Consider the following 26,209-nt stretch of genomic DNA (forward strand, 5'->3'; position numbering starts at 1 on the left):
CTGCTCCCCTCCGTGCTTACTTCTTGTCGACCGGCTTGGTCTCGGCAGCCGCTTCCACCGGAGCAACCGGGGCAACGGCCGTGGCAGCAGCCGCACGCGGCTTGACCACGCGCACACCGCGCGACTTCATCCAGGCGTCGAACTCATCGGCGGTCATCCGCTTGCCGTTCTGGCTCATGTCAAAGCGCCAGGGCGTGTTGTCGAACGCGGTCTGCGGCTTGTAAGCCGCCGGATCGTTCGGCTTCACTGCCGGCGCGCTCGGCATGGCATTGGCGACGTTCTGGCAGCCTTCGATGCGCAGTCGCTGCAGCACACTGTCCAGCGACTGGGTCTGTTCGTAGGTGCTGGTCAGCACGCCAGCGGGCATGCCCAGCTGCGAACTACGGGTAAACAGCTCGCTGGCTACCGGCGCGATGGCCGTGGCAGGCAGCGGCAGGGGCGCCGCGCTGGCACCGATCGAGCAATCGACGGCGGCATGGGCAGCGGGAACCAGGGCCAGCGCCAGGACGGCGGCCGATGCAGTGCGCAGCATGAGGAGCATCCAGAAAGGAGGTAAGTGCGCCGAGTTTAACAGCGACACAACGGCTTTCAAGATCCTACATTCAATGAATACGGCAACTTGTTGGTTTTTTTGCGGTTTTCTGACGAATGGTGGTGCAGGAGCCAGCGCAGGCGAACCGACGTCGAGTTACGGACCCCACAAACAACAAGACCCGGCCGAAGCCGGGTCCTGCTGTGTCTTGCCGGTGAAGCGTCAGAACTTAGTTCTGGACGTTCAGCTCGGTACGACGGTTCTTCGCACGGCCTTCCGGGTTGTCCGAACCATCAGCATTGGTGTTCGGAGCAATCGGGCGGCTCTCGCCATAACCGATCGGGCCGGTCAGACGCGACGCCGAGACGCCGTTCGAGGTCAGGTAGTTGTACACAGCGGTAGCACGACGCTCGGACAGCTTCTGGTTGTACGCGTCGGTACCCTTGGAGTCGGTGTGACCAGCGACTTCAACACGCAGATCCGGGTAACGGGTCAGGATCTGCGAGGCTTCGCTCAGGATCGCAACCGCGTCAGGACGCAGGTTGGCCTTATCGAAGTCGAAGTTCACGCCCTTGAGATCGATGGAGACCGGCACCGGGCAACCGTCCGGACCGATGGTCTGGCCAGGCTGCGAATCCGGGCACTTGTCGTCGCAGTTGTTGACGCCGTCACCGTCGTCATCCAGGTCGGCGCAGCTCGGAGCAACCGGGGCCGGAGCCACGACTGCAGCGACCGGAGCCGGTCCCAGCGGAATCACGACGCCGACCGAAGCCAGCACGTCGCCGAACCAGTCTTCCGACGGAGCAGCGGTGCTCTTGTCGTCGAAGTCAGCGCGGTAAGCCACTTCGGCACGCACGGCAACGCGCTTGTCGAAGGTGGTCTGCAGGCCGACACCGGCCTTGGCGGCGAAGTTGCCGTCCTTACGCTCGTTCGGACCGTTCACGCTGGTGGCAGCCGACTCTTCTTCCGACTTCTGGTAACCCAGGCCGAACAGCAGGTACGGGTTCCAGCCACGGCCTTCCTGGATGAAGTGGCGACGCAGGTCGACGGACGCGCCGTACTGCGACCAGTTCAGGTCCTGGTTGGCATCGAAGTTCGGGTTCTGGTAGTTCAGCTCACCGTCGAGCGACCAGTTCGGGCTGATGAACTTGCCCAGGCCCAGGGTCACGAACGGAGCATCGTTGGTGGTGCGGTCGCTGTCCTGGAAGTTGAAGCCAGCCGAACCGGTCAGGTACCAGCGGTCGTCAAATTCCTGGCCGGACTGTGCGGATGCAGCCTGGGCGAAAGCCAGGCCGCCCAGCAGCGCGGCGGTAAGAATCTTCTTGTTCATTGAGTACAGCTCCTATATCGGGGGTATGAAACCGGTAGAGGCATGGGCCAGCACTACGACAGCCGATTCAGCACGCCACCGCCGCGAACATTATGCTCAGGCGAGTGAAGGTCATGTTAACAGTCCCGTAACATGTGAAACCGGGTGCCGGGCCTCTACCGGACCGGCGGTTGCACCCTATACAGGATCATGAAAAACCGCAACAGGCAGGCAGGGCAAGGGTTTTCCCGAGCTTCAGGGTTGCAGCGGGGGATTCTGCCTTCCCAGGATGTCAAGCGTTCAGCGCGCAGGCGGTGCGGTGAGGAACTTTATCGCGCGCTTGCAGCTGAACCGTGTTGCGGTGCTGATCACGTCCAATCGACGCGCCAGTTCACATTTGTCAGGCGCGCTGCGTCCCGTTCTGTGATGCGTTTTGCTTGGATTTCCGCGGCATGCATGCGCAGACCGCTCCTGCCGATACGGCTGCGGCCGGTTGGACGCTGTCTCGTCATATTCGTCACTGTCTGTATCTGTTGCTGCATGAGGGCAGCGCCTATTGTCGCTACAGCTTTCCGGATACGGCCCCATGCCCTCCTCTCTTCTGATGCGCTTGATCCAACTCGTGCTCGGCCTGTTTCTGTATGGCATCGGCATCGCACTGATGGTGCGTGCCGGCATCGGGGTCGCGCCGTGGGATGTCCTCTCACAAGGCATCGCCGCACATTCACCGCTGTCGTTTGGCTTGGCGACCAATGTGATCGGTGCCGTGGTGCTGGTGCTGTGGTGGCCGCTCAGGCAGAAGCCCGGAGTGGGCACGGTCCTCAACGTGCTGCTGATCGGCCCTTCCGCACAGGTGGGCCTGTGGCTCCTGCCCCCGGTGGACACGCTGTGGCTGCAGCTGCCTCTTTTCTTGTCCGGTCTGCTGCTCGTAGCCATCGCCACTGGTTTCTACATCGGCGCGCGGCTGGGGCCCGGCCCTCGCGATGGCCTGATGACAGGACTCCACACGCGTACCGGCTGGCCAATCTGGCAGGTGCGCAGCCTGATTGAAGGCAGCGCCCTGTTGTTGGGATGGCTGCTGGGCGGCGATGTCGGGGTGGGCACACTGGCGTTCGCGCTGCTGATCGGCCCCCTGTGTGGCGTAACCCTGCGATGGTTCGGCATCGGCCGACCGCTGCCCGCCGCCGCCGCATCACGGTAGAGCCGACTTCAGTCGGCTGCGGTTTGAACGGCAGCCGACTGAAGTCGGCTCTACCCTGCCCTCCACCCGCACGTGATGCGGCAACGGATGACATAGCCCCACCCACCCGCACGTGATGCGGCGTCGCGGGGGCACCCCTCCTCCGCGCAGGCGATGCGGCGTCGCATCTTGCTACCTGCGGCGTTTCCCGGCACGCTGACTGCTTCCGTACGCAAGCGTATCCACGATGACGCCAGCCAGCGACAGCGCCTATCCCCACCTGTTCACCCCGCTCGACCTGGGCTTCACCCAGCTGCGCAACCGGGTCTTGATGGGATCCATGCATACCGGGCTCGAAGACCGTGCGCGCGATTTCCCGCGCCTGGCCGCCTATTTCGCCGAGCGGGCCGAAGGCGGTGTGGGCCTGATCGTCACCGGCGGCTTTGCGCCGAACGTGGTCGGTTGGTTGAAGCCGTTCGGCGGCAAACTGTCCTGGCCATGGGAAGTGCGCCCGCATCGCCAGCTCACGGCGGCCGCCCACCAGCATGGTGCGAAGATCTGCCTGCAGTTGTTGCATGCGGGTCGCTATGCCTATCACCCGCTCTCGGTTGCACCGTCGAAGCTCAAGGCACCGATCAATCCGTTCACCCCGCGTGCCCTGTCTGCGCGTGGCGTGGAGCGCCATATCGGCGACTACGCGAACAGCGCGCGGCTGGCACGTGAGGCCGGCTATGACGGCGTGGAAGTGATGGGGTCGGAGGGCTACCTCATCAACGAATTCATCGCCCCGCGCACCAATGCGCGTACCGATCAATGGGGCGGCGACGCCCGCCAGCGCATGCGCTTCGCCGTGGAAATCGTGCGCCGCATCCGCGAAGCCTGTGGGCCCGACTTCATCATCATCTATCGTTTGTCGTTGGTTGATCTGGTGACCGACGGCAGCGACTGGGAGGAGATCGTCCTGCAGGCAAAAGCCATCGAGGCGGCGGGCGCGACGATCATCAATTCGGGCATCGGCTGGCATGAGGCGCGCATCCCCACCATCGCGACATCGGTACCGCGCGGCGCGTTTGCCGGGGTGACCGCCAAGCTGAAGCCGCACGTAGGCGTTCCGGTGGTCGCCAGCAACCGCATCAACATGCCCGACGTGGCCGAGCGCATCCTCGCCGGCGGTGGGGCCGACCTGGTGTCGCTGGCGCGGCCGCTGTTGGCCGATCCGCAGTGGGCGAACAAGGCCCGCGCCGGACGTCCGGATCGCATCAACACCTGCATCGCCTGCAACCAGGCGTGCCTGGACCATGTCTTCGAGAACAAGCTGGCCAGCTGCCTGGTGAACCCTCGCGCCGCGCATGAAACCGAACTGGTCTATCGCCCCACCACGAGCCCGAAGAAGGTGGCCGTGGTCGGTGCCGGCCCCGCCGGCCTGGCCTGCGCCACGGTGGCGGCCGAGCGCGGCCACCGTGTCACGCTGTTCGATGCGGGCGACGAGATCGGCGGCCAGTTCAACGTCGCCAAGCGCATCCCGGGCAAGGAAGAGTTCCACGAGACCCTGCGCTACTTCCGCAACCGGCTGGACGAAACCGGCGTCGAGGTGCGTCTGGGCACCCGGGCCGATGCCGACCAACTGGCCGGCTTCGACGAGATCGTGCTGGCCACCGGCATCACCCCGCGCCGGGTCGACTTCCCGGGGGCCGACCACGCCAAGGTGGTGGACTACCTGGACGTGGTGCTCGGCCGCGTCACGGTGGGCCCGCGCGCGGCGATCATCGGCGCCGGTGGCATCGGCTTCGACGTGGGCGAGTTCCTCAGCCATGCCGGCCCGTCGCCGGCGCTGGACGTCGAGCGCTGGATGACCGAATGGGGGGTGGATGCGACGTACGAATCCCGTGGTGCGCTGTCCCGCCCGCATCCCGAACCGTCGCCGCGCAAGCTGTGGCTGCTGCAGCGCAGCCCAGGCCGACCGGGTGCGCGGCTGGGCAAGACCACCGGCTGGATCCATCGCGCCACGTTGAAGGCCAAGGGCGTGACGATGCTGGGCGGCGTCGAATATCTGGGCGTCGACGATGCAGGATTGAACATCCGCTTCGAGGGCGTGGAACAGCGGCTGGACGTCGACCATGTGGTCATCTGTGCTGGCCAGGAATCGAACCGCACCCTGCTGGATTCCTTGACGGCCGCGGGCATCCGCACACACGTCATCGGCGGTGCGGATGTGGCGGCGGAGCTGGATGCCAAGCGTGCGATAGATCAGGGCAGTCGCGTCGCAGCGGCACTATAGAAAAACTGAATAGGGGCATCCGTGAAGCTATTCCGGCACTGCCCCGAACCTGAATGTCAACCGGCGCGGTTCAGGACGCGTTGGGAAATACCCCCTTACCTTGCGCCAACTTTCCCGCTCACCACCCAGTTCCGGTGAGCAGGTGCGGCCCCCCGGATCGATTCATCGATCTTCTCGCTTGGGGCTGCCCACGGGGCGACCCCGATGGTTGCCTCCCCATGACGCCAAGTCGCGCCTTCGCCCCTCCCCCGGCCCCCATGCCGGCGGACATGGCAGGTGCGGCCCACACGGAGCAAGGAGTGATATGAAACTGGCCTGGATTCTCTGGCTGTCGCAGTTGTTGCCGCAGCCGGCCGCCGATTCGTTGTGCCTGAGCACGACGGTGTACCTGGAAGCACGCGACCAGACCGTTCGCGGACAGCAGGCCGTTGCCGAGGTTGCCCTACGGCGCCGTGACAGCGGGCTGTGGGGTGATTCGATGTGCCAGGTGGTGACCGCGCGCAAGCAGTTCGCCCCGACCATCGTCGCGCCCGGCACGCAGTTGGCCAACGACGCGGCATGGCGGGAAGCCATGACGGTCGCCTTCGATGCTGAACGCAACTGGGCCCTGCCGCTGAACCAGCGCAAGGAAATCGTGCCCGGTGCGAGCCATTTCGCGGCGCTGTCCATCGCCAGCCCGAGCTGGCGCAACGCCTACCAGGTAGCAACGATCGGCGACCACACCTTCTATAAGGTGCAGAGTCTGAAGCCGCGCTCGTCGTAACAGACTGTTGCCCCCGCGCGCCATTGCTCCGCGCGCCGGGCTCCGCGATAGTGACGGCCCCAGAGCCATCACCCCCGTGCGGAGACCTTCCATGAAGCTGTACAGCAAGCCAGGCGCCTGTTCCACCGCTGACCACATCGCGCTGCGCTGGACCGGCCAGCCGTTCGAGGTCGAGCTGCTGACGCGGGAAACCCTGAAGGGCGCGGAGTTCCTGAAGATCAATCCCGCCGGCTCCGTGCCCGCGCTGGTCGATGGTGATTTCGTGCTGACCCAGAATGCGGCCATCCTGGGATACATCGCCGATACGCATCCGCAGGCAGGTCTGGCGGGCGATGGCAGCCCGCGCCAGCGCGCGGAAGCCACACGCTGGCTGGCATTCGTCAACTCGGATCTGCATCCGGCGTTCAAGCCGCTGTTCGCGCCTGCCGCCTTCATCGCCGACGAAGGGCAGAAAGGCGCGCTGGCCGATGCCGCGCACAAGCGCCTGCGCAGCCTGTTCGAACAGGCCGACCGACAGTTGGCCGACAAGCCCTGGCTGGCCGGCTTCCGCAGCTACGCTGACCCCTACTTCTACATCACCCTGCGCTGGGCTGCCGGCCTGAAGGTGGATCTGTCCGGCCTGGACAACCTGGCGGCGTACACCACCCGCATGGAAGCCGACAGCGGCGTGCAGTCCGCGCTGAAGGCCGAAGGCCTGGCGTAAGGCACCGCGCCGGGCCCGCGACAGCGGGTCCGGCCGATCACCCGATTTCGCGGACGACCCGGCCCTGCGCGTCGCGCAACAGCGTCGGCACGATCTCCAGCACCACCTGGGTACCCGGAACGGGATAGCGTCCGCAGGGCTGCTCCAGGCACGCCAGCAGCGCGCGCAGGCCCGCCGCATCCAGCGTGCAGCGCGCACTGTCATCGCCGGGCTCCAGCGCTTCCTGCGCGCTGGCCAGGAACTCCCACTGGCGTGCGCCGCTGGCCAGCACCAGTGGCCTGCCATGCCCCAGGCGCAGTCCCAGCAACTCGCGCACACTGGCCACTTGGCCGACACCGAGCACCAGCGTCGTCGTATCGCCGTCGACGCGCCAGTCCAGCGTCTCCAGCAGCAGCAGGCCGGTGCTGGACCCGTGCTGCTCGCTCCCCTGCGCGGCCACGGCCGACAGCGCCGGATCATCCAGCAATGAAGAACGCGCGATGTCGGTGATCCACAACGGCATGGCCGCTGCCATGGCGTGCAGCATCGCCTCGCTGTTCCAGCGCCGCATGGCCTCGACCTCGTCCGCCGTCAGCCCCACCACCTGCAGGAACGCCAGGCGACCATTGACCGTGTCGCGGGCAGGCAACTGCGGGTCTTCGATGAAGGCAACATGGTGCAGCAGGGTGGCCCGATCTGCGGCGATCGGTCCGTGCGCATCAAGATGATGGCCCGCCTCGAAGGTGTTGCCGGTCTGGAACACATAGCGGGCAAGATTCTGCAGCAGGTTCATCGGCCACGTGGGCGGCGGATCGGCCGGGCCGGCACCGGCAGGCGCGGCGAGCCGGAAGGTCAACTCGAAGCCGAAGCCACTGACGTCCGGATCCTCACTCTGCTTGTCGAACAACTCCGACAGCCCGTAGCTGATGTAATGCCAATGCGGTCGCCCGGCCTCGCTCCAATAGACACTGATCCCATCAAGCGGGTCCTTCCCGCCCAATGTCCATGCCAATGCGGCACCAAAGTGCCGCGCCTGTTGGTCAGCGTAAAGGGAGCCGAGCGCACCGTTGATGGCGTCCCAACCGGGCGTCGCGTCGTCCACCGGCATTGTCGTAACCACTTCGCAAGAGGAAAGGGTCTTCACGGATCAACCTGTGCCGCTGGGTGCGCCCACTTTAGCTCACGCGCGCCGCTTTTCCATGTCGGAACTGGCTCATGTCGATTCAACAATACCGCATGTCGTGCCAGCACGATTTACACCATGCGAGGAACCGGCCACGAATGACCGGTCTCCTGCGCATCAGGTGCGCAGCACGCGCCTGATCTCATCCAGCGCGGCAGGGTCGTCCAAGGTGGACAGATCGCCCGGGTCACGTTCCTCTGCCAAGGCCTGCAGCGAGCGTCGCAGCAGTTTGCCGGATCGTGTCTTCGGCAATGCATTGACCAGGTGGATGTGCGCGGGCCGTGCGATGGCGCCGAGCGACGCCGTCACGGCGGCCATCATTTCACTGATGACCTGCGCCGGGTCCTCGCCTGCCAGTCCTTGCTTCAGGGTGACGAACACCAGCGGCACCTGTCCCTTGAGCTCATCCTTGACGCCGATGACCGCCGCTTCGGCCACGCGCGGGTGACCCGAGATGGCCTCTTCGATCTCGCGCGTGCCCAACCGGTGCCCGGCCACGTTGATCACATCGTCGGTGCGGCCGAGGATGAAGGTGTAGCCGTCCTCGTCGCGGATCGCCCAATCCAACGAGCTGTACAGCAGTTCCTTGAAGTGGCTGAAATAGCTTTGCAGGAATCGGGCGTCGTCGTTCCACACCGTGGTCATGCACCCCGGTGGCAACGGCGGCGACATCACCAGCACGCCCTTCTGCCCCGCCGCTACTTCGGCCCCGGTGTTTTCATCGATGACCTTCATCCGGTAGCCCAGGTTGGGGAAACCGGGCGAGCCGAACCGCACCGGCTTCATGTCCAGCCCCGGCAGCAGGGTCAAGGCCGGCCAACCGGTTTCGGTCTGCCAGTAGTTGTCGATGATCGGCTTGCCCAGCGCATCGTTGGCCCAGTGCGCGGTGGGCTCGTCCAGCGGCTCGCCGGCGAGGAAGATGTACTTGAGCGCCTGCAGGTCATGGCGACGGATGAAATCGACATCGTGCTTCTTCAGCACGCGGATGGCCGTCGGCGAGGAGAACAGCGTGCGCACGTTGTACTGCTCGCAGAGCGCCCACCAGATGCCCGGATCCGGACGGGTCGGCAGGCCTTCGTACAACAGCGACGTGCAGCCGCCGATGAGCGGCCCGTACACGTTGTAGGAATGCCCCACCGCCCAGCCGACATCGGAGGTGGAGAACATCACCTGGCCGGGCTGGCAATCGAACACGGTCTGCATCGACTGCGCCATGGCGACCGCATAGCCGCCCACGTCCCGCTGCACGCCCTTGGGCTTGCCGGTGGTACCGGAGGTATACAGCAGATAGCTCGGCTCGCTGGATTCCAGCCACTGCACGGGCACCTCTGTCCCACCGTGCTCGGCGCGCAGGCTGGCGTAGTCGACGTCGCGGCCTGGTATGCGCGGCTCTGCCGGGTCCAGACCCCGCGATACGATCAGTACGTGCGGCGGTGGATTGTGTGCCTCCGCGCAGGCGGCATCGACCAGCGCTTTATACGGAATCACCTTGCCACCGCGCATACCGGCATCGGCGGCGATCAGCAGCTTGGGTGCGGCGTCGTCGATGCGCAGCGCCAGATTATGGGCGGCGAAGCCACCGAACACCACCGAGTGCACCGCCCCGATGCGGGCGCACGCGAGCATGGCGAATACGGCTTCGGCCATGTTGGGCATGTAGATCACCACACGGTCACCGTGGCCCACGCCGAGATGCTTCAGCACGGCAGCGAAGTCGTTGACCTCGCGATAGAGCTGCCGGTAGGTGATCTCGCGGGTCACCCCGGTTTCGGTGGACACCGCCACCAACGCGAGCTGCTCGGCGCGCTCGTCGAGATGGCGATCGACGGCGTTGTAACAGAGGTTGGTTTCACCGCCGACATACCAGCGCCGGAATGGGGGGTTGCTGTAGTCGAGCACCTGTTGCGGTTTCTTGTGCCAATAGATGCGATTGGCTTCCTCGCCCCAGAATTCCTCCGGTTCGTCGATCGAACGGCGGTAGGTTTCTTCGTAGTCCATGACACAGCCCTCCCAGACGAAGTCATGGGATCGAGCATAGTGCGCCAGCCGCGGCGCGAACGCCCCGACCTTGGTCGTAGGGGGTGTGTTTGCCGGGCTGCGCCCGGCACCCGCAGAGGCAACGTCAAAGGCAACGGCAAAGGCGACGGCAACGGCAACGTCAAAAGCTGCATGGCTGCTTGTTGGCGGGGCGGGGTGGGATGGCGGGGGACGGCAAGGGCTGCATCCATGCGTGCCTTGTTTCGCGCCATCCATGGCGCTCAACACCCCCGCCACCCCACCCCGCCCCACCTTCGACAGGTCCATGGCGGCCATGGGACCTGCGGACATCGGTAGCGCCGACCCGTGGTCGGCGAGCGCAGCGGGCCGTTGGCGGGAACATTCCGCCGACCATGGGTCGGCGCTACCGCAGATCTCGTTGAAACGTCTGGTGGAGGGAGCCCCTGAGTCAGGGGCGGCCGCGAAGCGGCGGGGTATGGGTGCTGGTGAGACGGGGCCCACGGTTTGCGCAGCAAAGCGTGGGAGCGGCAGCGCGAATGCGATGACGTGGACCCCGCCATGGATGGCGCGAAACGAGGCCCGCATGGATGCGGCTCTTGCCGTCCCCCGTCCCAGCCCCACCGCCCGGCCCCAAGCAAGCAGCCTGCTGTCAGAGCCCGCCGCGAGGGGGTCCCACCCGTTCGCCTACACCCGACGACGCGCAAAAAAAAACGCCGGGACAGGCCCGGCGTCTTCTCATTACGCAGCGATGGCTCAGCCCAGCAGGTGGGCCACGGCCGAACGCTCTTCTTCCAGCTCGGCCAGGGTCTTGTCGATGTACTTCTTGCTGAAGTCGTCGATCGGCAGATCCTTGACCAGGGTGTATTCGCCGTTCTCGGTGGTCACCGGGAAGCCGAAGATCACGCCTTCCGGGATCCCGTAGGAGCCGTCGGACGGCACTCCCATGGTGACCCACTTGCCGTTGCTGCCCAGCACCCAGTCGCGCACGTGGTCGATGGCCGCGTTGGCTGCCGACGCGGCCGAGGACGAGCCACGCGCTTCGATGATCGCCGCGCCGCGCTTGCCCACGGTCGGGATGAAGGTGCTGGCGTTCCAGTCCTGGTCATTGATCGCTTCGCCGATGGACGCGCCATCGGCAGTGGCGAAGCGGTAGTCCGGGTACATGGTCGGGCTGTGGTTGCCCCATACCACCAGCTTTTCCATGCCGCCGACCGGCTTGCCGATCTTGGTCGACAGCTGGCTCAGGGCACGGTTGTGGTCCAGGCGCAGCATGGCGGTGAAGTTGCGCGGGTTGAGGTCCGGCGCCGACTTCATCGCGATGTAGGCGTTGGTGTTCGCCGGATTGCCGACCACCAGCACCTTCACGTCGCGCTTGGCGACCTTGTTCAGCGCAGCGCCCTGTGCGGTGAAGATCTTCGCGTTTTCCAGCAGCAGGTCAGCGCGCTCCATGCCCGGGCCACGCGGACGGGCACCGACCAGCAGGGCCACGTCGATGTCCTTGAACGCCACTTCGGCGTCATCGGTACCGACGATGCCAGCCAGCAGCGGGAACGCGCAGTCTTCCAGCTCCATGATCACGCCCTTCAGCGCGGCCTGGGCCTTTTCAACGGGCAGTTCCAGCAGCTGCAGGATGACCGGCTGGTCCTTGCCGAGCATTTCGCCGGAGGCGATGCGGAACAGCAGGGCATAGCCGATCTGGCCGGCAGCGCCGGTCACGGCAACACGAACAGGTGCTTTCATGGGGGGTTTCCTCTAGCTTGCGAGCGTTGGAGATGAACCGCGGGCGTGGCCGGGCGGCCTGGCAGGCGGCGGGGATCATGAAAACGGCCGCCGCAGGGGTGGCCGTTTCAAAAGGGGATCAGGCGCGCGAGGGAATCGACTTGTTCCACTCGGCGACGCGGTCGGCCTTGGCGGCCAGCACGGCATCGGTATCGCCTTCCAGGGTGATCGAATGGATGACGTCGCCCTGCTTGACCGAATCCACGATGGCCTGGCCTTCCAGCACCTGGCCGAACACGGTGTGCTTGCCGTCCAGCCAGTCGGTCTTGATGTGGGTGATGAAGAACTGGCTGCCGTTGGTGTTCGGGCCGGCATTGGCCATGGACAGCGAACCCACCTGGTGCTTCACGCCGTTCTTTTCATCTTCGAACTTGTAGCCTGCGTCGCCGGTGCCCTGGCCGCGCGGGCAGCCGCCCTGGATCATGAAGTCGGCGATGACGCGGTGGAAGACCAGGCCGTCGTAGAAGCCGTGCTTTACCAGGTTCACGAAGTTGGCGACGGTCAGCGGCGCCTTGTCGGCGAACAGCTCGACCTTGATCGGGCCCTGGGTGGTGTCGAACGTAGCGATGAGGGACATGAAGATCCTTGGAATTCGGGTGGGAAAGGTCCAGCTCCCAAGTTTACACCCGTCCCGTTTCGCTCGCGGGTACGACGATCGTTGAAGGTTTTGCAGCGGTTCTGTCTTCTTGGAGGGCGAGGTGGGAGGGGCCGGTGCGGGGCACGCCGTGAATACCTCCCTGTAGGCTCGTCGCCGCATCCATGCGGCTCTAACGGCCCCGCACCGCCCCCTCCCACCCCGCCAGACAGATGGCCGCTGCGGTGGGGAGGAAAAAGCCAGGGCGAAAGCGGAAGCAAGGGCAAGGGCAAGGGCGAAGGCAAGGGCGAAGGCCACGGCTGCGGAGCCTGTCCTGGGGTGGCCGGTGGCCTTGGCTGAATGGGCATCTGGGGAAGACTGAAACGGGTTTTTCGCGAAACGGTCAGTTCGAGGTATGATGATGGACTTCTTTTTCCAAATCCGGCGCCGACTGGCCCCCTTTCGCATGTCCATCGAAAATCTTCGCAACATCGCCATCGTCGCGCACGTCGACCATGGTAAGACCACCCTGGTCGATCAGCTGCTGAAGCAGTCCGGCACCCTGTCCGAACGCACCGTCCTCGCCGAGCGCGTGATGGACAGCAACGATCAGGAAAAGGAACGCGGCATCACCATCCTGGCCAAGAACACGGCCATCACCTGGGAAGACAAAAAGACCGGCGTCAAGAACCGGATCAACATCGTCGATACCCCCGGACATGCCGACTTCGGCGGCGAAGTGGAGCGCGTGCTGTCGATGGTCGACACCGTGCTGATCCTCGTCGACGCGATGGACGGCCCGATGCCGCAGACCCGCTTCGTCACCCAGAAGGCCTTCGCGATGGGCTTCAAGCCGATCGTCGTGGTCAACAAGGTCGACCGCCCGGGCTCGCGTCCGGAGTGGGTGATCGACCAGGTGTTCGACCTGTTCGACAAGCTCGGCGCGACCAATGAGCAGCTGGACTTCCCGATCGTCTACGCGTCGGCCCTGAACGGCTACGCCGGCCTGGAAGACACCGTGCGCGACGGCGACATGACCCCGCTGTACGAAGCGATCATGCAGCACGCGCCGATGCCGGAAGTCGATCCGGACGGTCCGTTCCAGATGCGCATCAGCCAGCTGGACTACAACAACTTCGTGGGCGTGATCGGCATCGGCCGCATCCAGCGCGGCACCCTGAAGAAGAACATGCAGGTCGCGGTGATCGACCGTGAAGGCAAGAAGCGCAACGGCAAGGTGGCGCAGGTACTGGGCTTCCTCGGCCTGGAGCGCATCGAGCAGGACACTGCCGAGGCCGGTGACATCGTCGCCATCTCCGGCATCCAGGAACTGACCATTTCCGACACGCTGTGCCATCCGGACACCCCGGAAGCGCTGCCGGCGCTGACCGTCGACGAGCCGACGATCTCGATGACCTTCCAGGTCAACAACTCGCCGTTCGCCGGCAACAAGGACCTGTCCGGTGGCAAGTTCCTGACCAGCCGCCAGATCAAGGACCGCCTGGACCGCGAGCAGGTGCACAACGTGGCCCTGAAGGTGGAACAGCTGGAAGACGCCGACAAGTTCCTGGTCTCCGGCCGTGGCGAGCTGCACCTGTCGGTGCTGATCGAGAACATGCGTCGTGAAGGCTATGAGCTGGCCGTGTCGCGCCCGGAAGTCATCATCAAGCAGATCGACGGCCAGGCCATGGAGCCGATCGAGCAGCTGGTGGTGGACATCGAAGAACAGCATCAGGGCGGCGTCATGGAAAAGCTGGGTACCCGCAAGGGCCAGCTGAAGAACATGGAACCGGACGGCAAGGGCCGTGTGCGCCTGGAGTACCAGATCCCGGCTCGTGGCCTGATCGGCTTCCAGAACGAGTTCAAGACCCTGACCCAGGGTTCGGGCCTGCTGTTCCACGTGTTCGACCACTACGGTCCGAAGGAACAGGGTTCGATCGCCAAGCGCCAGAACGGCGTCATGATCGCCAACGCACCGGGTGCCACCCCGGCGTATTCCCTGGGGCCGCTGCAGGAACGCGGCAAGCTGTTCGCTGCTGAAGGCGACAACGTGTATGAAGGTCAGTTGATCGGCATCCACTCCAAGGACAACGACCTCACCGTCAATGCCATCAAGACCAAGCCGCTGACCAACATGCGCGCTTCGGGCAAGGACGATGCGATCCAGCTGACCCCGGCGATCAAGTACTCGCTGGAACAGGCACTGGACTTCATCGAAGACGACGAGCTGGTTGAAATCACGCCGAAGGAAATCCGCCTGCGCAAGAAGGGGCTGACCGAAAGCGACCGCAAGAAGGCATCGCGCGGCGGCTGAGCCGACTCGTGAGCCATCCTGCTTACAACCCGGATCCGCAACGGCATCCGGGCCTGCATGTCATCGCTCTGCTCGAAACGGGCAAAGCGGTGCTTGCACTGTTGGCCGCGACCGGGCTGGAAATGCTCGGTCCGCAGCCACTGCGTGATGGGATCAATGCCCTGATCCGGCGTTTCAGCCTGGACCCGGATCACGGCACCCTGCCCTCCCTGTTGAACATGATCAGTCCCGATGTCGTCCACCTTGCGGCGGCCGCGATGCTGGGCTATGCCCTGCTCCACCTGGTGGAAGCCTGGGGTTTATGGCGGGCCAAGGCCTGGGCCTCGTGGCTGGGCTGCGTGTCTGCCGGCATCTACCTGCCCTTCGATGTCTACGCCATTTCCCGCCATCCGGGCTGGGCCTCCTGGACCGTGCTGGTGTTGAACCTGCTGGTGGTCTACGTGCTGGCGCGCGACATCCTGAAGCGGAAACCCTGAAGGCGTCGCGATACACTGGTTAGGTGCCCAAGCCGCCCACCATGCGCAACGCTCTATCACCAACGCGCCTTCTCTTCCTGTCCGTCATGCTCGCCACGGCGCTGGTCGGCTGTGCGTCACCTGTGCGTGCGGCCGATGACGCACCTCCTGCGGCGGCGCCGTTTCCCTACGCCGAGGCCGAGATAAGCGACCTGCAGGCCCGTATGGCGGCCGGCGAACTGGACAGCGGGACGCTGACCCGGGCCTATCTGGAGCGCATAGCCGCGCTGGACCGCGAAGGGCCGCGATTGCGTGCGGTGATCGAGCTCAACCCGAATGCCCTGAAGGAGGCCGCACAGCGCGACGAGGAGCGCCGCCGTGGTCACCTGCGCGGTCCGCTGCACGGCATCCCGGTGCTGCTCAAGGACAACATCAACGCCTTGCCGATGAGCACCACGGCCGGCTCGCTGGCTCTGGCCGGCTTCCGCCCCGGCGACGCGTTCCTGGTGACGCGCCTGCGCGCTGCCGGCGCGGTGATCCTGGGCAAGAGCAACCTGAGCGAGTGGGCGAACTATCGCGGACTTGGATCCACCTCCGGATGGAGTGCGCGCGGCGGCCAGACACGCAATCCCTACCGCCTCAGCCACAGCCCCTGTGGATCGAGCAGCGGCAGCGCCGTCGCCGTCGCAGCCAACCTGGTGACCGTCTCCATCGGCACCGAGACAGATGGCAGCATCGTCTGCCCCGCTGCCGTCAACGGCGTGGTCGGCCTGAAACCGACCGTGGGCCTGGTCAGTCGCGATGGCATCATCCCGATCTCGTTCAGCCAGGACACGGCAGGCCCGATCGCCCGCACGGTCTCCGATGCGGCGGCGGTACTGACGGCCATTGCGGGCCGCGATGCAGCCGACCCTGCCACCGCCGCGATGCCGGGCCGCGCGGTCTATGACTACACCGCGCGCTTGAATCCCAACGGGCTGCGCGGCGCGCGCATCGGGGTGATGGACAATCCGCTGTCCCAACGTCCCGGCATCGGCGCGTTGATGCAGCACGCCATCGAGACCCTGCTGCGCGCCGGGGCCACTGTCGTGACGGTGCCAGCGCCGGACGAGAGTGGCTGGTCGGATGCCGAACAGATCGTGCTGCGGCATGAGTTCAAGGCCGGCATGGAGCGCTACCTCCAGCAGTGGAAGGCCCCGTGGCGCACGCTGCCGCAGTTGGTCGCCTTCAACGAAAAACATACCGCGCAGGAACTGCCGCTGTTCGGCCAAGAGCTGCTGGTCGCATCGGCACACGCGGGATCGCTGGGCGACCCTGCCTACATCCAGGCGCGCAGCCAGGCACGTCGCATGGCCGGCGAACAAGGCATCGATGCCCTGCTTCGCGCCTATCAGCTGGACGCCCTGGTGGCCCCCACCACGGGCACTGCATGGCCGATCAACAGCCCTGGCGGCGATGCGTTCCCGGGGGGCAACTACAGCGCCGCCGCGGTGGCCGGCTATCCCAGCCTGAGCGTACCGATGGGCCACGTCGATGGCTTGCCCGTGGGACTGCTGTTCGTGGGCACGGCCTGGGCCGAGCCGCGCCTGATCGAGCTGGCCTATGCCTATGAGCAGCGCACCATGGCGCGGCGACCGCCCCCCCTGTAACGACCGCGTCACCCCAGGCGGGAGTAGCTGCGAGGCGTCAGGCAGGGCCGTCGCGCATGACGCGGCGCTACCCTGCCGTGGGCTGGACGGCCGGTTCGCCATCCTCGGCACCGGGTGAGCGCACCTCCTGCTCCGGTGCCGGCGCGACGCGCCGCTTTGGCGTATCGGCACTTTCCTCCAGCTGCGCACGCAGGCGCGGCAACGCCTGTGGATGTTCACGCGCGAGGAAGTCCAGCATCCGCTCGCGCACCAGGCAACGCAGGTCGAACGCATCGCCCGAGTTGCGTGCACTGACCAGCAGGCGGACCTGCAGCGTGTGTTCGGTGGTCTCGGTGACCTGGGTCACGCAGACACGGCCATCCCACAGCGGGGCGTCCTTGCAGATGCGCTCCAGCTCGGCGCGGATGGCGGGAATCGGCGCACGGTAATCCAGCCACAGGAAGGCGGTGCCCAACAGGTCCGCACTGCGCCGGGTCCAGTTCTGGAACGGGTTTTCGATGAACCATGTCAGCGGCACGACCATCCGGCGTTCGTCCCAGATGCGCACCACCACGTAGCTGCTGCCGATCTCTTCAATGCGCCCCCACTCGCCTTCCACGATCACCACGTCATCCAGCCGGATCGGCTGTGTCACGGCGATCTGCAGGCCGGCGATCAGGTTGCCGAACACGGGCTTGGCGGCGATACCGGCCACCAGGCCGATCAGGCCGGCCGAGGCCAGCAGGGCGGAGCCGATCTTGGCCACCATGTCGAACTGCAGCAGCACCAGCGATATCCCCAATACGATGATCGCGCCCATCAGCACGCGGCTGAGGACACGGGTCTGGGTCTGCACGCGGCGCGCTTCCAGATTGTCGGCCACTTCGATGGGATGGTTGCGCAGGATCGCCTTCTCGCCGGCGGCGACGGCCCGTACCAGCAGCCAGATGAAGCAGGCGGTCAACCCGATGTGCACCAGCCGCTGCGCCTGGTCCAACCAGCGGTCGTGCAGTGGCGTTGCCTGCAGCGCAGGCACCAGCAGGAGCAGCGGGAACGCCAGTGCAAGCGGCGGGCCGAGCATGCGCCCGATGCGCGCGCGCCGCCGGTCGCGACCTTCCAGTCGCCGATACAGCGCGAGGATCACCCAGGCGCCGAGCGCCCCCACTGCCAGCGCGATGCCCAACGGCACCACGTACGCCTGCGCTTGTTCCCACCTCGACACTGCTGCACCTCCACGACCACGCGAAAGAACCAGCGTGTCGCAGAAGCCATGAGCGTCATGTCAGGCGTTCGTAAAAAAGGGGTCAGATCCCGCTCGCTGTGCGCGCGGGATCCAACCCCCTCAGCAGCGATCGGATCAGCCGTTCTGCTTGCGCACGATCGCCATGGCGATTTCCAGCGACTGTTCGTAGTTGAGTCGCGGATCCACGCTGGAGCGGTAGGCACGTTCCAGATCGCGCTCGGTGAGCTCACGCGCGCCACCGGTGCATTCGGTCACGTCTTCGCCGGTCATCTCCAGGTGCACGCCACCCAGGCGCGTACCCGCGGCCGCGTGCAGATCGAACGACAACTCGACTTCACCGCGTATGTTGTCGAAGCGGCGCGTCTTGTAGCCGTTGCCCGTGCTCTCCGTATTGCCATGCATCGCATCGCATACCCACAGCACCCGGCGACCGTCGCGCTTCACCGCATCCAGCAGCGGCGGCAGCTTGTCGGCGATCTGCGCCGCGCCCATGCGATGGATGAAGCTCAGCCGGCCGGGTTCGTCGTCTGGATTCAGCACATCGATCAAGCGCAGCAGCTGGTCCGGCTGCACCGACGGCCCCACCTTGATCGCGATCGGATTGCGCACGCCGCGCAGATACTCCACGTGCGCGCCATCGAGTGCAGCGGTGCGCATGCCGATCCACGGATAGTGCGTGCTCAGGTTCAGCCAGCCCTGCTGACGCGGCACCTGGCGTGTCAGTCCCTGCTCATACGGCAGCAGCAACGCCTCGTGCGACGTATAGAAATCCACCCGCTTGAGGTTGTGCACGCGCGCGCCGGAGATGGTCTCCATGAAGCCGATGGCATCCTCTATGGACGTCACCATCTTCTGGTACTCCACCGCCAGCGGGGAATGCCGCACCCACTCGAGGTTCCAGTACTCCGGGTGATGCAGATCGGCGAATCCCCCGTCGATCAGCGCCCGAACGAAGTTCATCGTCATCGCCGAATGCGCGTGTGCCTGCAGCATCCGCTTGGGATCCGGCAGGCGTGCCGCTTCGGTGAAGGCCGGCGCATTGATCACATCGCCGCGGTAGCTGGGCAGCGTGACCCCATCGCGTGTCTCGGTGTCTGCCGAACGCGGCTTCGCGTACTGCCCGGCGAAGCGTCCGACGCGGATCACCGGCTTGCGCATGCCATGCACCAGCACCAGGCTCATCTGCAGCAGCACCTTGAGCCGGTTGGAGATCATCCCGGACTCACAGTCGCTGAAGTTCTCTGCGCAATCGCCGCCCTGCAGCAGGAAACGCTTACCTTCCTGCGCATCCGCCAACTGCTGCTTCAGTGACAGGATTTCCCACGAGGTGACCAACGGCGGCAGCCGCTTCAACTCGTGCAACGCCGCGTCCAAGGCAACCGGATCCGGATAGGTCGGCAACTGGAGGGCAGGCTTTGCCCGCCAGCTCTCCGGCGACCAGTCAGCGGGCGACAATGAATCAACGGACGACATGGCGGACTCCAGGACCTTCGGGGGCGCGCCGAGCCATGCCCGGCGCATCAAGTACAACGTTCAACATCAGCGAATACGGCGCACGGACACCCACAACGCCCAGCCCGCCAGCAACACGAACCACACCAGCGACCACATCGGCATGCTCAGGCCCAGGAAGGCCCAGTCGATGTCGCCGCAGTTGCCGGTACCGGTCAGCACGGTGCGGAACACCTCGAACGGGCCCATGGTTTCACTGAGGAAGCTGAGTGGCGGGCCGCAGGTCGATCCGAACTCCGGCGGAATCATCTGCACATACACGTGGCGCGCGGCGATGCCCACGCCCACGGCCGCCGCGATGAAGGCCAACACGCCGTAGGTGATGCGCCCCGGTCGATTGGAGGGACCGTGCAGCGCACCGATCAGGAACACAAGGCCCAGCGCGGCAAACGCCAGTCGCTGGAAAATGCACAGCGGGCATGGCTCGAGGCCCATCTTCAACTGCAGGTAGATCGCGAAGCCAAGCAGCCCCGCGCAGATCAGGAACCCCAGCAGGAACTGGGCGCGGAACGGCCAACGGAACGGGTTCATCAGCAGGACTCAGTGCAGGCAGATGCAAAGCGTAACCCATGCGACGGCGGGCGCGATGCCCTACGCACGGGTGCTGTAACGCAGAAGCCCGGCACAAGGCCGGGCTTCTGACGGTGCTGCAGGGAACGGTCCGATTACTCGGCCACTTCCTCGGCAACAGCGGCCGGACGGTCGACCAGCTCGACGTAGGCCATCGGTGCATTGTCGCCAGCGCGGAAGCCGCACTTCAGCAGACGCAGGTAACCACCCGGACGCGACGCGTAACGCGGGCCCAGGATGGTGAACAGGTTGCCGACCGCTTCGTTGTCACGCAGGCGGGCGAACGCCAGGCGACGGTTGGCGACGGAGTCGACCTTGGCCAGGGTGATCAGCGGCTCGGCAACGCGGCGCAGTTCCTTGGCCTTCGGCAGGGTGGTCTTGATCAGCTCGTGCTTGAACAGCGACGCGGCCATGTTCTTGAACATTGCTTCGCGGTGAGCGCTGGTACGGCTGAACTTACGACCGGATTTCTGATGACGCATGGTGATGATTCCTTTGCAAGATTGAGACTTTGGGGATCGTTGTCGCCATCCTGGCGCTGTATTCGGACTGCGGATGGTCCTGGCCGCCCCTCCTGGTCGGCCTGTCCGCGGACTGATCGTCCGTCGGTTGTTGTAGAGCCGAGCTTGATCGACTGCAGGGGCTGCAATCGCGCAAGCTCGGCTCTACGGTGCGAAGGCCCCACCGTTACCGGTGAGGCCTTTGCAGTACTGCAGGGGGCTTATCAGCCCAGCATGCCGTGGCTGGCGACGCCGGCCGGCGGCCAGTTCTCCAGCTTCATGCCAAGCGACAGGCCACGCTGGGCCAGCACTTCCTTGATCTCGGTGAGCGACTTCTTGCCCAGGTTCGGGGTCTTCAGCAGCTCCACTTCGGTCTTCTGGATCAGATCGCCGATGTAATAGATGCTTTCCGCCTTGAGGCAGTTGGCCGAACGCACGGTCAGTTCCAGGTCGTCGATCGGGCGCAGCAGCACCGGATCCACGCCGTTGTTGGCCGGCTTGGCCGCACCGCGGTCGCGGTGGGTGAAGTCACCGAACACCGACAGCTGGTCGCTGAGGATGTCGGCGGCGGTGCGCACGGCTTCCTCGGCGTCGATGGTGCCGTTGGTCTCGATATCGATGACCAGCTTGTCCAGATCGGTACGCTGCTCGACACGTGCCGCTTCCACGGCATAGGCGACACGGCGGACCGGCGAGAACGAGGCATCCAGGACCAGACGGCCGATGGCACGGGTTTCTTCGTCCGGACGACGACGCGCGGCAGCCGGCTGATAGCCGAAACCACGCTCGATCTTCAGACGCATGTTGATTGCCGTATCCTTGGTCAGGTTGCAGATCACGTGGTCGCCGTTGAGGACCTCCACGTTATGATCAACCTTGATATCGGCAGCCGTGACGACGCCCGGACCCTGCTTGGACAGGGACAGGGTGGCGTTGTCGCCGGAATGCATACGGATGGCCACATCCTTCAGGTTGAGCAGGACTTCAAGCACGTCTTCCTGCAGACCTTCGACCGTGGTGTACTCATGCAACACGCCGTCGATTTCGACTTCCGTGATCGCGAAGCCCGGGATGGACGACAACAGGACGCGACGCAGGGCATTGCCCAGCGTATGCCCATAACCACGCTCCAAGGGTTCGATAACGACCTTGGCGCGTGTGTCGGTAAGGCGTTCGATCTGCGGGCCACGAGGACGCAGAACCTGGTTGGCGGTAACCGTCATGTTGCGGGTTCTCCTAGTGAACCCCCGGCCGTCGCCGGGGGCTCTCCAATGTGAATTACTTCGAATACAGCTCGACGATCAGCGCTTCATTGATGTCTGCAGGCAGGTCCGAACGATCCGGAACCGCCTTGAAGACGCCGGCGAACTTGCCGGAATCCACTTCAATCCACGACGGACGCATGTCGTGCGTGGCCGAAACGGTCAGGGCTTCCTGAACGCGCAGCTGCTTGGCAGCCTTTTCGGACAGCGCAACTGCGTCGCCAGCCTTGATCTGGTACGAAGCCAGGTTGACCGACTTGCCGTTCACGGTGACACCGCGGTGCGAGACCAGCTGACGAGCAGCCGGACGGGTCACAGCGAAGCCCATGCGATAGACGACGTTGTCCAGACGGGTTTCCAACAACTGCAGCAGGTTCTCGCCGGTGTTGCCCTTCTTGGTCGAGGCCTTCTTGTAGTAGTTGCGGAACTGACGCTCCAGCAGACCGTAGATACGCTTGACCTTCTGCTTTTCACGCAGCTGGGTAGCGTAGTCGGACAGCTTGCCCTTACGGGCGGTAGCGCCGTGCTGGCCGGGCTTCTGCTCCAGCTTGCACTTGGAGTCCAGCGCGCGCGCCGGGCTCTTGAGGGAGAGGTCGGCGCCTTCGCGACGGGCGAGCTTACAGGTAGGACCGATATAACGAGCCATTTCTTATCGCTCCCTTAGACGCGACGCTTCTTCGGCGGACGGCACCCGTTGTGCGGGATTGGCGTCACGTCGATGATGTTGGTGATCTTGTAACCGACGTTGTTCAGCGAACGAACGGCGGACTCACGACCCGGACCCGGGCCCTTGATGCGGACTTCCAGCGACTTCACGCCGTAGTCGAGCGCAGCACGGCCGGCCTTTTCGGCGGCGACCTGGGCAGCGAACGGGGTCGACTTGCGCGAACCGCGGAAGCCGGCGCCACCGGAGGTCGCCCACGACAGGGCATTACCCTGACGGTCGGTGATGGTCACGATGGTGTTGTTGAAAGAAGCGTGGACGTGGGCGACGCCATCAGTGATGACGCGCTTGATCTTCTTCTTGGTCTTAGCAGCGGGCTTAGCCATTTTTGTCCCTTACTTCCTGATCGCCTTGCGCGGACCCTTGCGGGTGCGGGCGTTGGTACGGGTACGCTGGCCACGCAGCGGAAGACCGCGACGGTGACGCAGACCGCGATAGCAGCCCAGATCCATCAGACGCTTGATTGCGATACCGATTTCACGGCGCAGATCGCCTTCCACGATGAACTTGCCGACTTCGGCGCGGAGGCGCTCGATTTCCGGCTCGGACAGATCGCGGATCTTGGTGGTCGAAGTAACGCCTGCGGAGTCGCAGACCTTCTTCGAACGGGTACGGCCGATGCCGTAAATGCTTTGCAACCCGACCCAGACGTGCTTCTGGGCTGGCAGGTTGACGCCTGCAATACGCGCCATGACGCGGTTCTCCAGCTGAGTGATGGCCGACAGCGCACCATGAAGGCGCGCCAATCCGGCAGGATAGATCAATAAAGTGAACTAGCGAATCTTACAAGGTTCCGGTGTACTGGAAGTTTCTGAGACCGTGAGGTTTCAAAAACCCGGCCCGGGGAGTGTGCCCAGGCTCCGGCGCCGGATCAGGTTGGTCGCGGCGCCATATCCGAAGACATGCCGCCGTGGCCGCCCGCGCTACTCCTGCGCAGGACCACCAGATCTCACCCCCACCCGGAACCGCTGCGGGGGCCGCCCTTCTTTGGATAGCCGAGTCCGCGAAGCGGAGGACCATCACATCAGGAAGACGATAGTGTAACAGGCAGATCAGCCGCGTGCAAAACCGCCGCGATTGCCACCCTTCAGGTTTGCCTTCTTCAACAGGCTTTCGTACTGGTGCGACATCAGGTGCGCCTGAACCTGGGCGATGAAGTCCATCACCACCACCACCACGATCAGCAGCGAGGTGCCGCCGAAGTAGAACGACGCGTTCAACTGGGTGCGCATCAGTTCCGGCAGCAGGCAGACGATCACCAGATAGGCCGAACCCGCCGCGGTCAACCGCGTCAGCACGCCATCGATGTAGTCAGCGGTCGCCTTGCCCGGACGGATGCCCGGAATCAGCGCGCCCGACTTCTTCAGGTTGTCCGCGGTTTCCTGCGAGTTGAACACCAGCGCGGTATAGAAGAACGCGAAACCGGTGATCAGCCCTGCGAACACGATCATGTGCAGCGGCTCACCCGGCCCGAGGGCATTGGCGATCTTCTGCAGCCACTGACCGGTGGCGCTCTGGTTGGCCGCCTGGCCTGACCACATCGCCAGCGTCGCCGGGAAGGCCAACAGGCTGGAGGCGAAGATCGCGGGGATCACGCCGGCCATGTTGAGCTTCAGCGGCAGGAACGAGGTCTGGTTCATGTACGCGTTGCGGCCACCCTGGCGACGTGCGTAGTTCACCGTGATGCGGCGCTGGCCGCGTTCGACGAACACCACGAAGAAGGTGAAGGCCAGTACCACCAGCGCGATCAGCAGCAGCTGGATGAACTGGATGTTGCCGTCGCGGTACGCATCGAACGTATGGATGATCGCGCCCGGCAGACCGGCGACGATACCGGCGAAGATGATCAGCGACACACCGTTGCCGATGCCGCGCTCGGTCACCTGCTCACCGACCCACATCAGGAAGATGGTGCCTGCGGTCAATGCGATCACGGCAGTGAGCACGAAGCCCATGCCCGGCGCATACACCACGGCCGTGCCACCCGGCGACACCTGGTTCTGCAGTGCCAGCGCGATGCTGCCGCCCTGCACCACCGCCAACAACACGGCGCCGATGCGGGAATACTGGGTGATCTTGCGGCGTCCAGACTCACCTTCCTTCTGCAGCGCCTTCAGCGCCGGGAAGATGTGGACCGCCAGCTGCATCACGATCGATGCCGAGATGTACGGCATGACGTTCAGCGCGAAGATCGAAAAACGGTGCAGGGCGCCGCCCGAGAACATGTTGAACATGTCCACGATGCCGCCGCCCTGCTGTTCCATCATGGCAAGCATGGCATCGGGGTTCACGCCCGGAACCGGCACATAGCACCCGATCCGATAGACGATCAACGCCCCGACGACAAACAGCAGACGCTGGCGAAGTTCAGTGAACTTGCCCATTCCACCTGCGAGGTTACCGATGCCAGCTTGCGCCATGATGCTATTACTCCGTTACGCTGCCGCCGGCAGCTTCGATCGCAGCCTTGGCACCAGCCGTGGCAGCGATGCCCTTCAGGGTGTACGCCTTGGTCAGCTCGCCCTTGACGACGATCTTGGCCTTCTTCGCGATGCTCGGAACCAGCTTGGCTTCACGCAGGATGGCGAAAGTGATTTCGCCAGCCGGCAGCTTGTCCAGCTGATACAGCAGCACTTCAGCGGTGTCCTTGGCGATCGGCGAGTTGAAGCCGATCTTCGGCAGACGACGCTGCATGGGGGTCTGGCCGCCTTCGAAGCCAGCCTTGATCTTGCCGCCACCCTTACGGGCGAACGAACCCTTGTGGCCGCGGCCGCAGGTCTTGCCCAGGCCGGAGCCGATGCCACGACCGACACGGGTACGCGGGGTACGCGCGCCCGGTGCCGGGTTCAGTTCATTCAGATGCATGGTCATTGGATTATTCCTCAACCTTGACGAGGTAGTGAACCTTGTTGATCAGGCCGCGAACCTGCGGGCTGTCCTTCAGTTCACGCACATCGTTGAGCTTGCTCAGACCCAGGGCACGCACCGACAGGCGGTGACGGGACTGGGCACCACGAAGGCCGCGCACCAGGCGCACCTTGACAGTCTTGCTGGTCGAATCAGCCATGATTCAGATCCTCTACCTTCTTGCCGCGCTTGGCCGCGATGCGAGCCGGCGACTGCACAGCAGCCAGGCCCTTCACGGTGGCACGCACCAGGTTGATCGGGTTGCGCGAACCAACAGCCTTGGCCAGCACGTTCTTCACGCCAACGGCTTCCAACACGGCGCGCATGGCGCCACCGGCGATGACGCCGGTACCTTCAGACGCGGGCTGCATGAAAACGCGTGCTGCACCGTGACCGTCCTTGATGGTGTGCCACAAGGTGCCGTTGTTCAGATCAACGCTGACCTGGTTCTTGCGCGCCTGCTCCATCGACTTCTGGATGGCGACCGGCACTTCGCGTGCCTTGCCATAGCCGAAACCGACCTTGCCTTCGCCATCGCCGACCACGGTCAGTGCGGTGAAGGTGAACTGACGACCGCCCTTGACGGTCTTGCTGACGCGATTGACCGCGACCAGCTTCTCGATCATGCCATCGTCGACTTTTTCTTCGCGGTTACGGTCGCGATCGCGACCCCGCTGCGGACGTTCTTCTGCCATCTTGATTCCTTGGTTGTTTAGGTATGTACGGCTCGAGGCCGCTTATGGTTGTGGAGTGGTGCGTTGTTCCGGTACGCCGTTGCATAAGAACGGGACCGTCCGGCCACCCTCTGGCCGGCGA

Annotated in this window: 25 protein-coding genes; 7 read left to right on the forward strand and 18 right to left on the reverse strand. The window is 64.7% G+C overall.

Annotation, left to right across the window (positions count from 1 at the left end; translation table 11 throughout):
* Positions 1–16: 16 nt before the first annotated feature.
* Positions 17–532 carry a hypothetical protein gene (locus tag ABRP17_RS05080; RefSeq protein ID WP_188324926.1) on the reverse strand — a complete coding sequence of 172 codons (516 nt, stop codon included), beginning with the start codon at positions 530–532 and terminating at the stop codon, positions 17–19.
* A gap of 229 nt (positions 533–761) precedes the next feature.
* Positions 762–1,862 (reverse strand): OmpA family protein, encoded by a 1,101-nt coding sequence (locus tag ABRP17_RS05085; protein WP_188324927.1) that lies wholly within the window; start codon positions 1,860–1,862, stop codon positions 762–764.
* Positions 1,863–2,427: 565 nt separating this feature from the next.
* On the opposite strand from ABRP17_RS05085, the gene ABRP17_RS05090 reads away from it, so the two are divergent.
* The 4 genes from ABRP17_RS05090 (at position 2,428) to ABRP17_RS05105 (ending at position 6,765) form a co-directional block, all read left to right on the forward strand.
* Positions 2,428–3,042: a hypothetical protein gene (locus ABRP17_RS05090; RefSeq protein ID WP_349986805.1), complete on the forward strand. Its 615-nt coding sequence runs from the start codon at positions 2,428–2,430 to the stop codon at positions 3,040–3,042.
* Positions 3,043–3,268: 226 nt separating this feature from the next.
* Positions 3,269–5,299, forward strand: a complete 2,031-nt coding sequence (locus ABRP17_RS05095) for an NADPH-dependent 2,4-dienoyl-CoA reductase (RefSeq protein WP_349986804.1) — start codon at positions 3,269–3,271, stop codon at positions 5,297–5,299.
* 304 nt (positions 5,300–5,603) lie between these two features.
* Entirely contained in the window at positions 5,604–6,062 is a 459-nt protein-coding gene (locus ABRP17_RS05100; protein ID WP_188324929.1) for a cell wall hydrolase, read from the forward strand.
* 91 nt (positions 6,063–6,153) lie between these two features.
* Complete coding sequence (locus ABRP17_RS05105) at positions 6,154–6,765, forward strand: glutathione S-transferase N-terminal domain-containing protein (RefSeq protein ID WP_188324930.1); 612 nt, start codon at positions 6,154–6,156, stop codon at positions 6,763–6,765.
* A 37-nt stretch (positions 6,766–6,802) separates the two neighbouring features.
* Here the strand turns inward: ABRP17_RS05105 and ABRP17_RS05110 are convergent, their stop codons facing one another.
* From ABRP17_RS05110 to ABRP17_RS05125, 4 genes are all read right to left on the reverse strand, one after another.
* Entirely contained in the window at positions 6,803–7,888 is a 1,086-nt protein-coding gene (locus ABRP17_RS05110; RefSeq protein WP_349986803.1) for a suppressor of fused domain protein, read from the reverse strand.
* Between the two features lie 156 nt (positions 7,889–8,044).
* Positions 8,045–9,925 carry a propionate--CoA ligase gene (gene prpE, locus ABRP17_RS05115; protein WP_349986801.1) on the reverse strand — a complete coding sequence of 627 codons (1,881 nt, stop codon included), beginning with the start codon at positions 9,923–9,925 and terminating at the stop codon, positions 8,045–8,047.
* A 753-nt stretch (positions 9,926–10,678) separates the two neighbouring features.
* Positions 10,679–11,665 (reverse strand): malate dehydrogenase, encoded by a 987-nt coding sequence (locus tag ABRP17_RS05120; protein ID WP_188324932.1) that lies wholly within the window; start codon positions 11,663–11,665, stop codon positions 10,679–10,681.
* A gap of 118 nt (positions 11,666–11,783) precedes the next feature.
* Complete coding sequence (locus tag ABRP17_RS05125) at positions 11,784–12,281, reverse strand: peptidylprolyl isomerase (RefSeq protein WP_057687625.1); 498 nt, start codon at positions 12,279–12,281, stop codon at positions 11,784–11,786.
* Positions 12,282–12,744: 463 nt separating this feature from the next.
* Here ABRP17_RS05125 and typA point away from each other — a divergent pair, with 463 nt between their 5' ends.
* The 3 genes from typA to ABRP17_RS05140 are packed head-to-tail and all read left to right on the forward strand — an operon-like array spanning position 12,745 to position 16,696.
* Complete coding sequence (gene typA / locus ABRP17_RS05130) at positions 12,745–14,592, forward strand: translational GTPase TypA (protein WP_188324933.1); 1,848 nt, start codon at positions 12,745–12,747, stop codon at positions 14,590–14,592.
* An 8-nt stretch (positions 14,593–14,600) separates the two neighbouring features.
* On the forward strand, positions 14,601–15,068 hold the full coding sequence (locus ABRP17_RS05135) for a DUF2127 domain-containing protein (protein ID WP_188324934.1): 468 nt from the start codon (positions 14,601–14,603) through the stop codon (positions 15,066–15,068).
* A gap of 41 nt (positions 15,069–15,109) precedes the next feature.
* Positions 15,110–16,696, forward strand: coding sequence for an amidase (locus ABRP17_RS05140; protein WP_372486901.1), 1,587 nt, complete (start codon positions 15,110–15,112; stop codon positions 16,694–16,696).
* A 67-nt stretch (positions 16,697–16,763) separates the two neighbouring features.
* Here the strand turns inward: ABRP17_RS05140 and ABRP17_RS05145 are convergent, their stop codons facing one another.
* The 12 genes from ABRP17_RS05145 to rpsE all read right to left on the reverse strand — a co-directional run bounded on the left by ABRP17_RS05145 (position 16,764) and on the right by rpsE (position 26,088).
* Complete coding sequence (locus ABRP17_RS05145; protein WP_188324936.1) at positions 16,764–17,897, reverse strand: mechanosensitive ion channel family protein; 1,134 nt, start codon at positions 17,895–17,897, stop codon at positions 16,764–16,766.
* A gap of 135 nt (positions 17,898–18,032) precedes the next feature.
* Positions 18,033–19,391, reverse strand: a complete 1,359-nt coding sequence (locus tag ABRP17_RS05150) for a class II 3-deoxy-7-phosphoheptulonate synthase (protein WP_192096300.1) — start codon at positions 19,389–19,391, stop codon at positions 18,033–18,035.
* Between the two features lie 66 nt (positions 19,392–19,457).
* Positions 19,458–19,961: a disulfide bond formation protein B gene (locus tag ABRP17_RS05155; protein ID WP_188324938.1), complete on the reverse strand. Its 504-nt coding sequence runs from the start codon at positions 19,959–19,961 to the stop codon at positions 19,458–19,460.
* A 134-nt stretch (positions 19,962–20,095) separates the two neighbouring features.
* Positions 20,096–20,482 carry a 50S ribosomal protein L17 gene (gene rplQ / locus ABRP17_RS05160; RefSeq protein WP_042614208.1) on the reverse strand — a complete coding sequence of 129 codons (387 nt, stop codon included), beginning with the start codon at positions 20,480–20,482 and terminating at the stop codon, positions 20,096–20,098.
* Positions 20,483–20,724: 242 nt separating this feature from the next.
* Positions 20,725–21,723 (reverse strand): DNA-directed RNA polymerase subunit alpha, encoded by a 999-nt coding sequence (gene rpoA, locus ABRP17_RS05165; RefSeq protein WP_188324939.1) that lies wholly within the window; start codon positions 21,721–21,723, stop codon positions 20,725–20,727.
* Between the two features lie 55 nt (positions 21,724–21,778).
* The gene (gene rpsD / locus ABRP17_RS05170) at positions 21,779–22,408 is read right to left on the reverse strand and encodes a 30S ribosomal protein S4 (RefSeq protein ID WP_042614210.1); all 630 of its coding nucleotides are present in this window, start codon (positions 22,406–22,408) and stop codon (positions 21,779–21,781) included.
* A gap of 14 nt (positions 22,409–22,422) precedes the next feature.
* Positions 22,423–22,812 (reverse strand): 30S ribosomal protein S11, encoded by a 390-nt coding sequence (rpsK, locus tag ABRP17_RS05175; protein ID WP_042614211.1) that lies wholly within the window; start codon positions 22,810–22,812, stop codon positions 22,423–22,425.
* Positions 22,813–22,821: 9 nt separating this feature from the next.
* Entirely contained in the window at positions 22,822–23,178 is a 357-nt protein-coding gene (rpsM, locus tag ABRP17_RS05180; RefSeq protein ID WP_188324940.1) for a 30S ribosomal protein S13, read from the reverse strand.
* 360 nt (positions 23,179–23,538) lie between these two features.
* Complete coding sequence (secY, locus tag ABRP17_RS05185; protein ID WP_188324941.1) at positions 23,539–24,906, reverse strand: preprotein translocase subunit SecY; 1,368 nt, start codon at positions 24,904–24,906, stop codon at positions 23,539–23,541.
* Between the two features lie 7 nt (positions 24,907–24,913).
* Positions 24,914–25,357, reverse strand: a complete 444-nt coding sequence (gene rplO / locus ABRP17_RS05190) for a 50S ribosomal protein L15 (RefSeq protein WP_188324942.1) — start codon at positions 25,355–25,357, stop codon at positions 24,914–24,916.
* Positions 25,358–25,361: 4 nt separating this feature from the next.
* The gene (gene rpmD / locus ABRP17_RS05195) at positions 25,362–25,553 is read right to left on the reverse strand and encodes a 50S ribosomal protein L30 (protein WP_188324943.1); all 192 of its coding nucleotides are present in this window, start codon (positions 25,551–25,553) and stop codon (positions 25,362–25,364) included.
* Positions 25,546–26,088 (reverse strand): 30S ribosomal protein S5, encoded by a 543-nt coding sequence (rpsE, locus tag ABRP17_RS05200; protein ID WP_188324944.1) that lies wholly within the window; start codon positions 26,086–26,088, stop codon positions 25,546–25,548. Before rpsE ends, rpmD begins: the two co-directional genes overlap by 8 nt.
* Positions 26,089–26,209: the final 121 nt, after the last annotated feature.

The sequence above is a fragment of the Stenotrophomonas sp. WHRI 8082 genome (assembly GCF_040223995.2).
Classification (GTDB): domain Bacteria; phylum Pseudomonadota; class Gammaproteobacteria; order Xanthomonadales; family Xanthomonadaceae; genus Stenotrophomonas.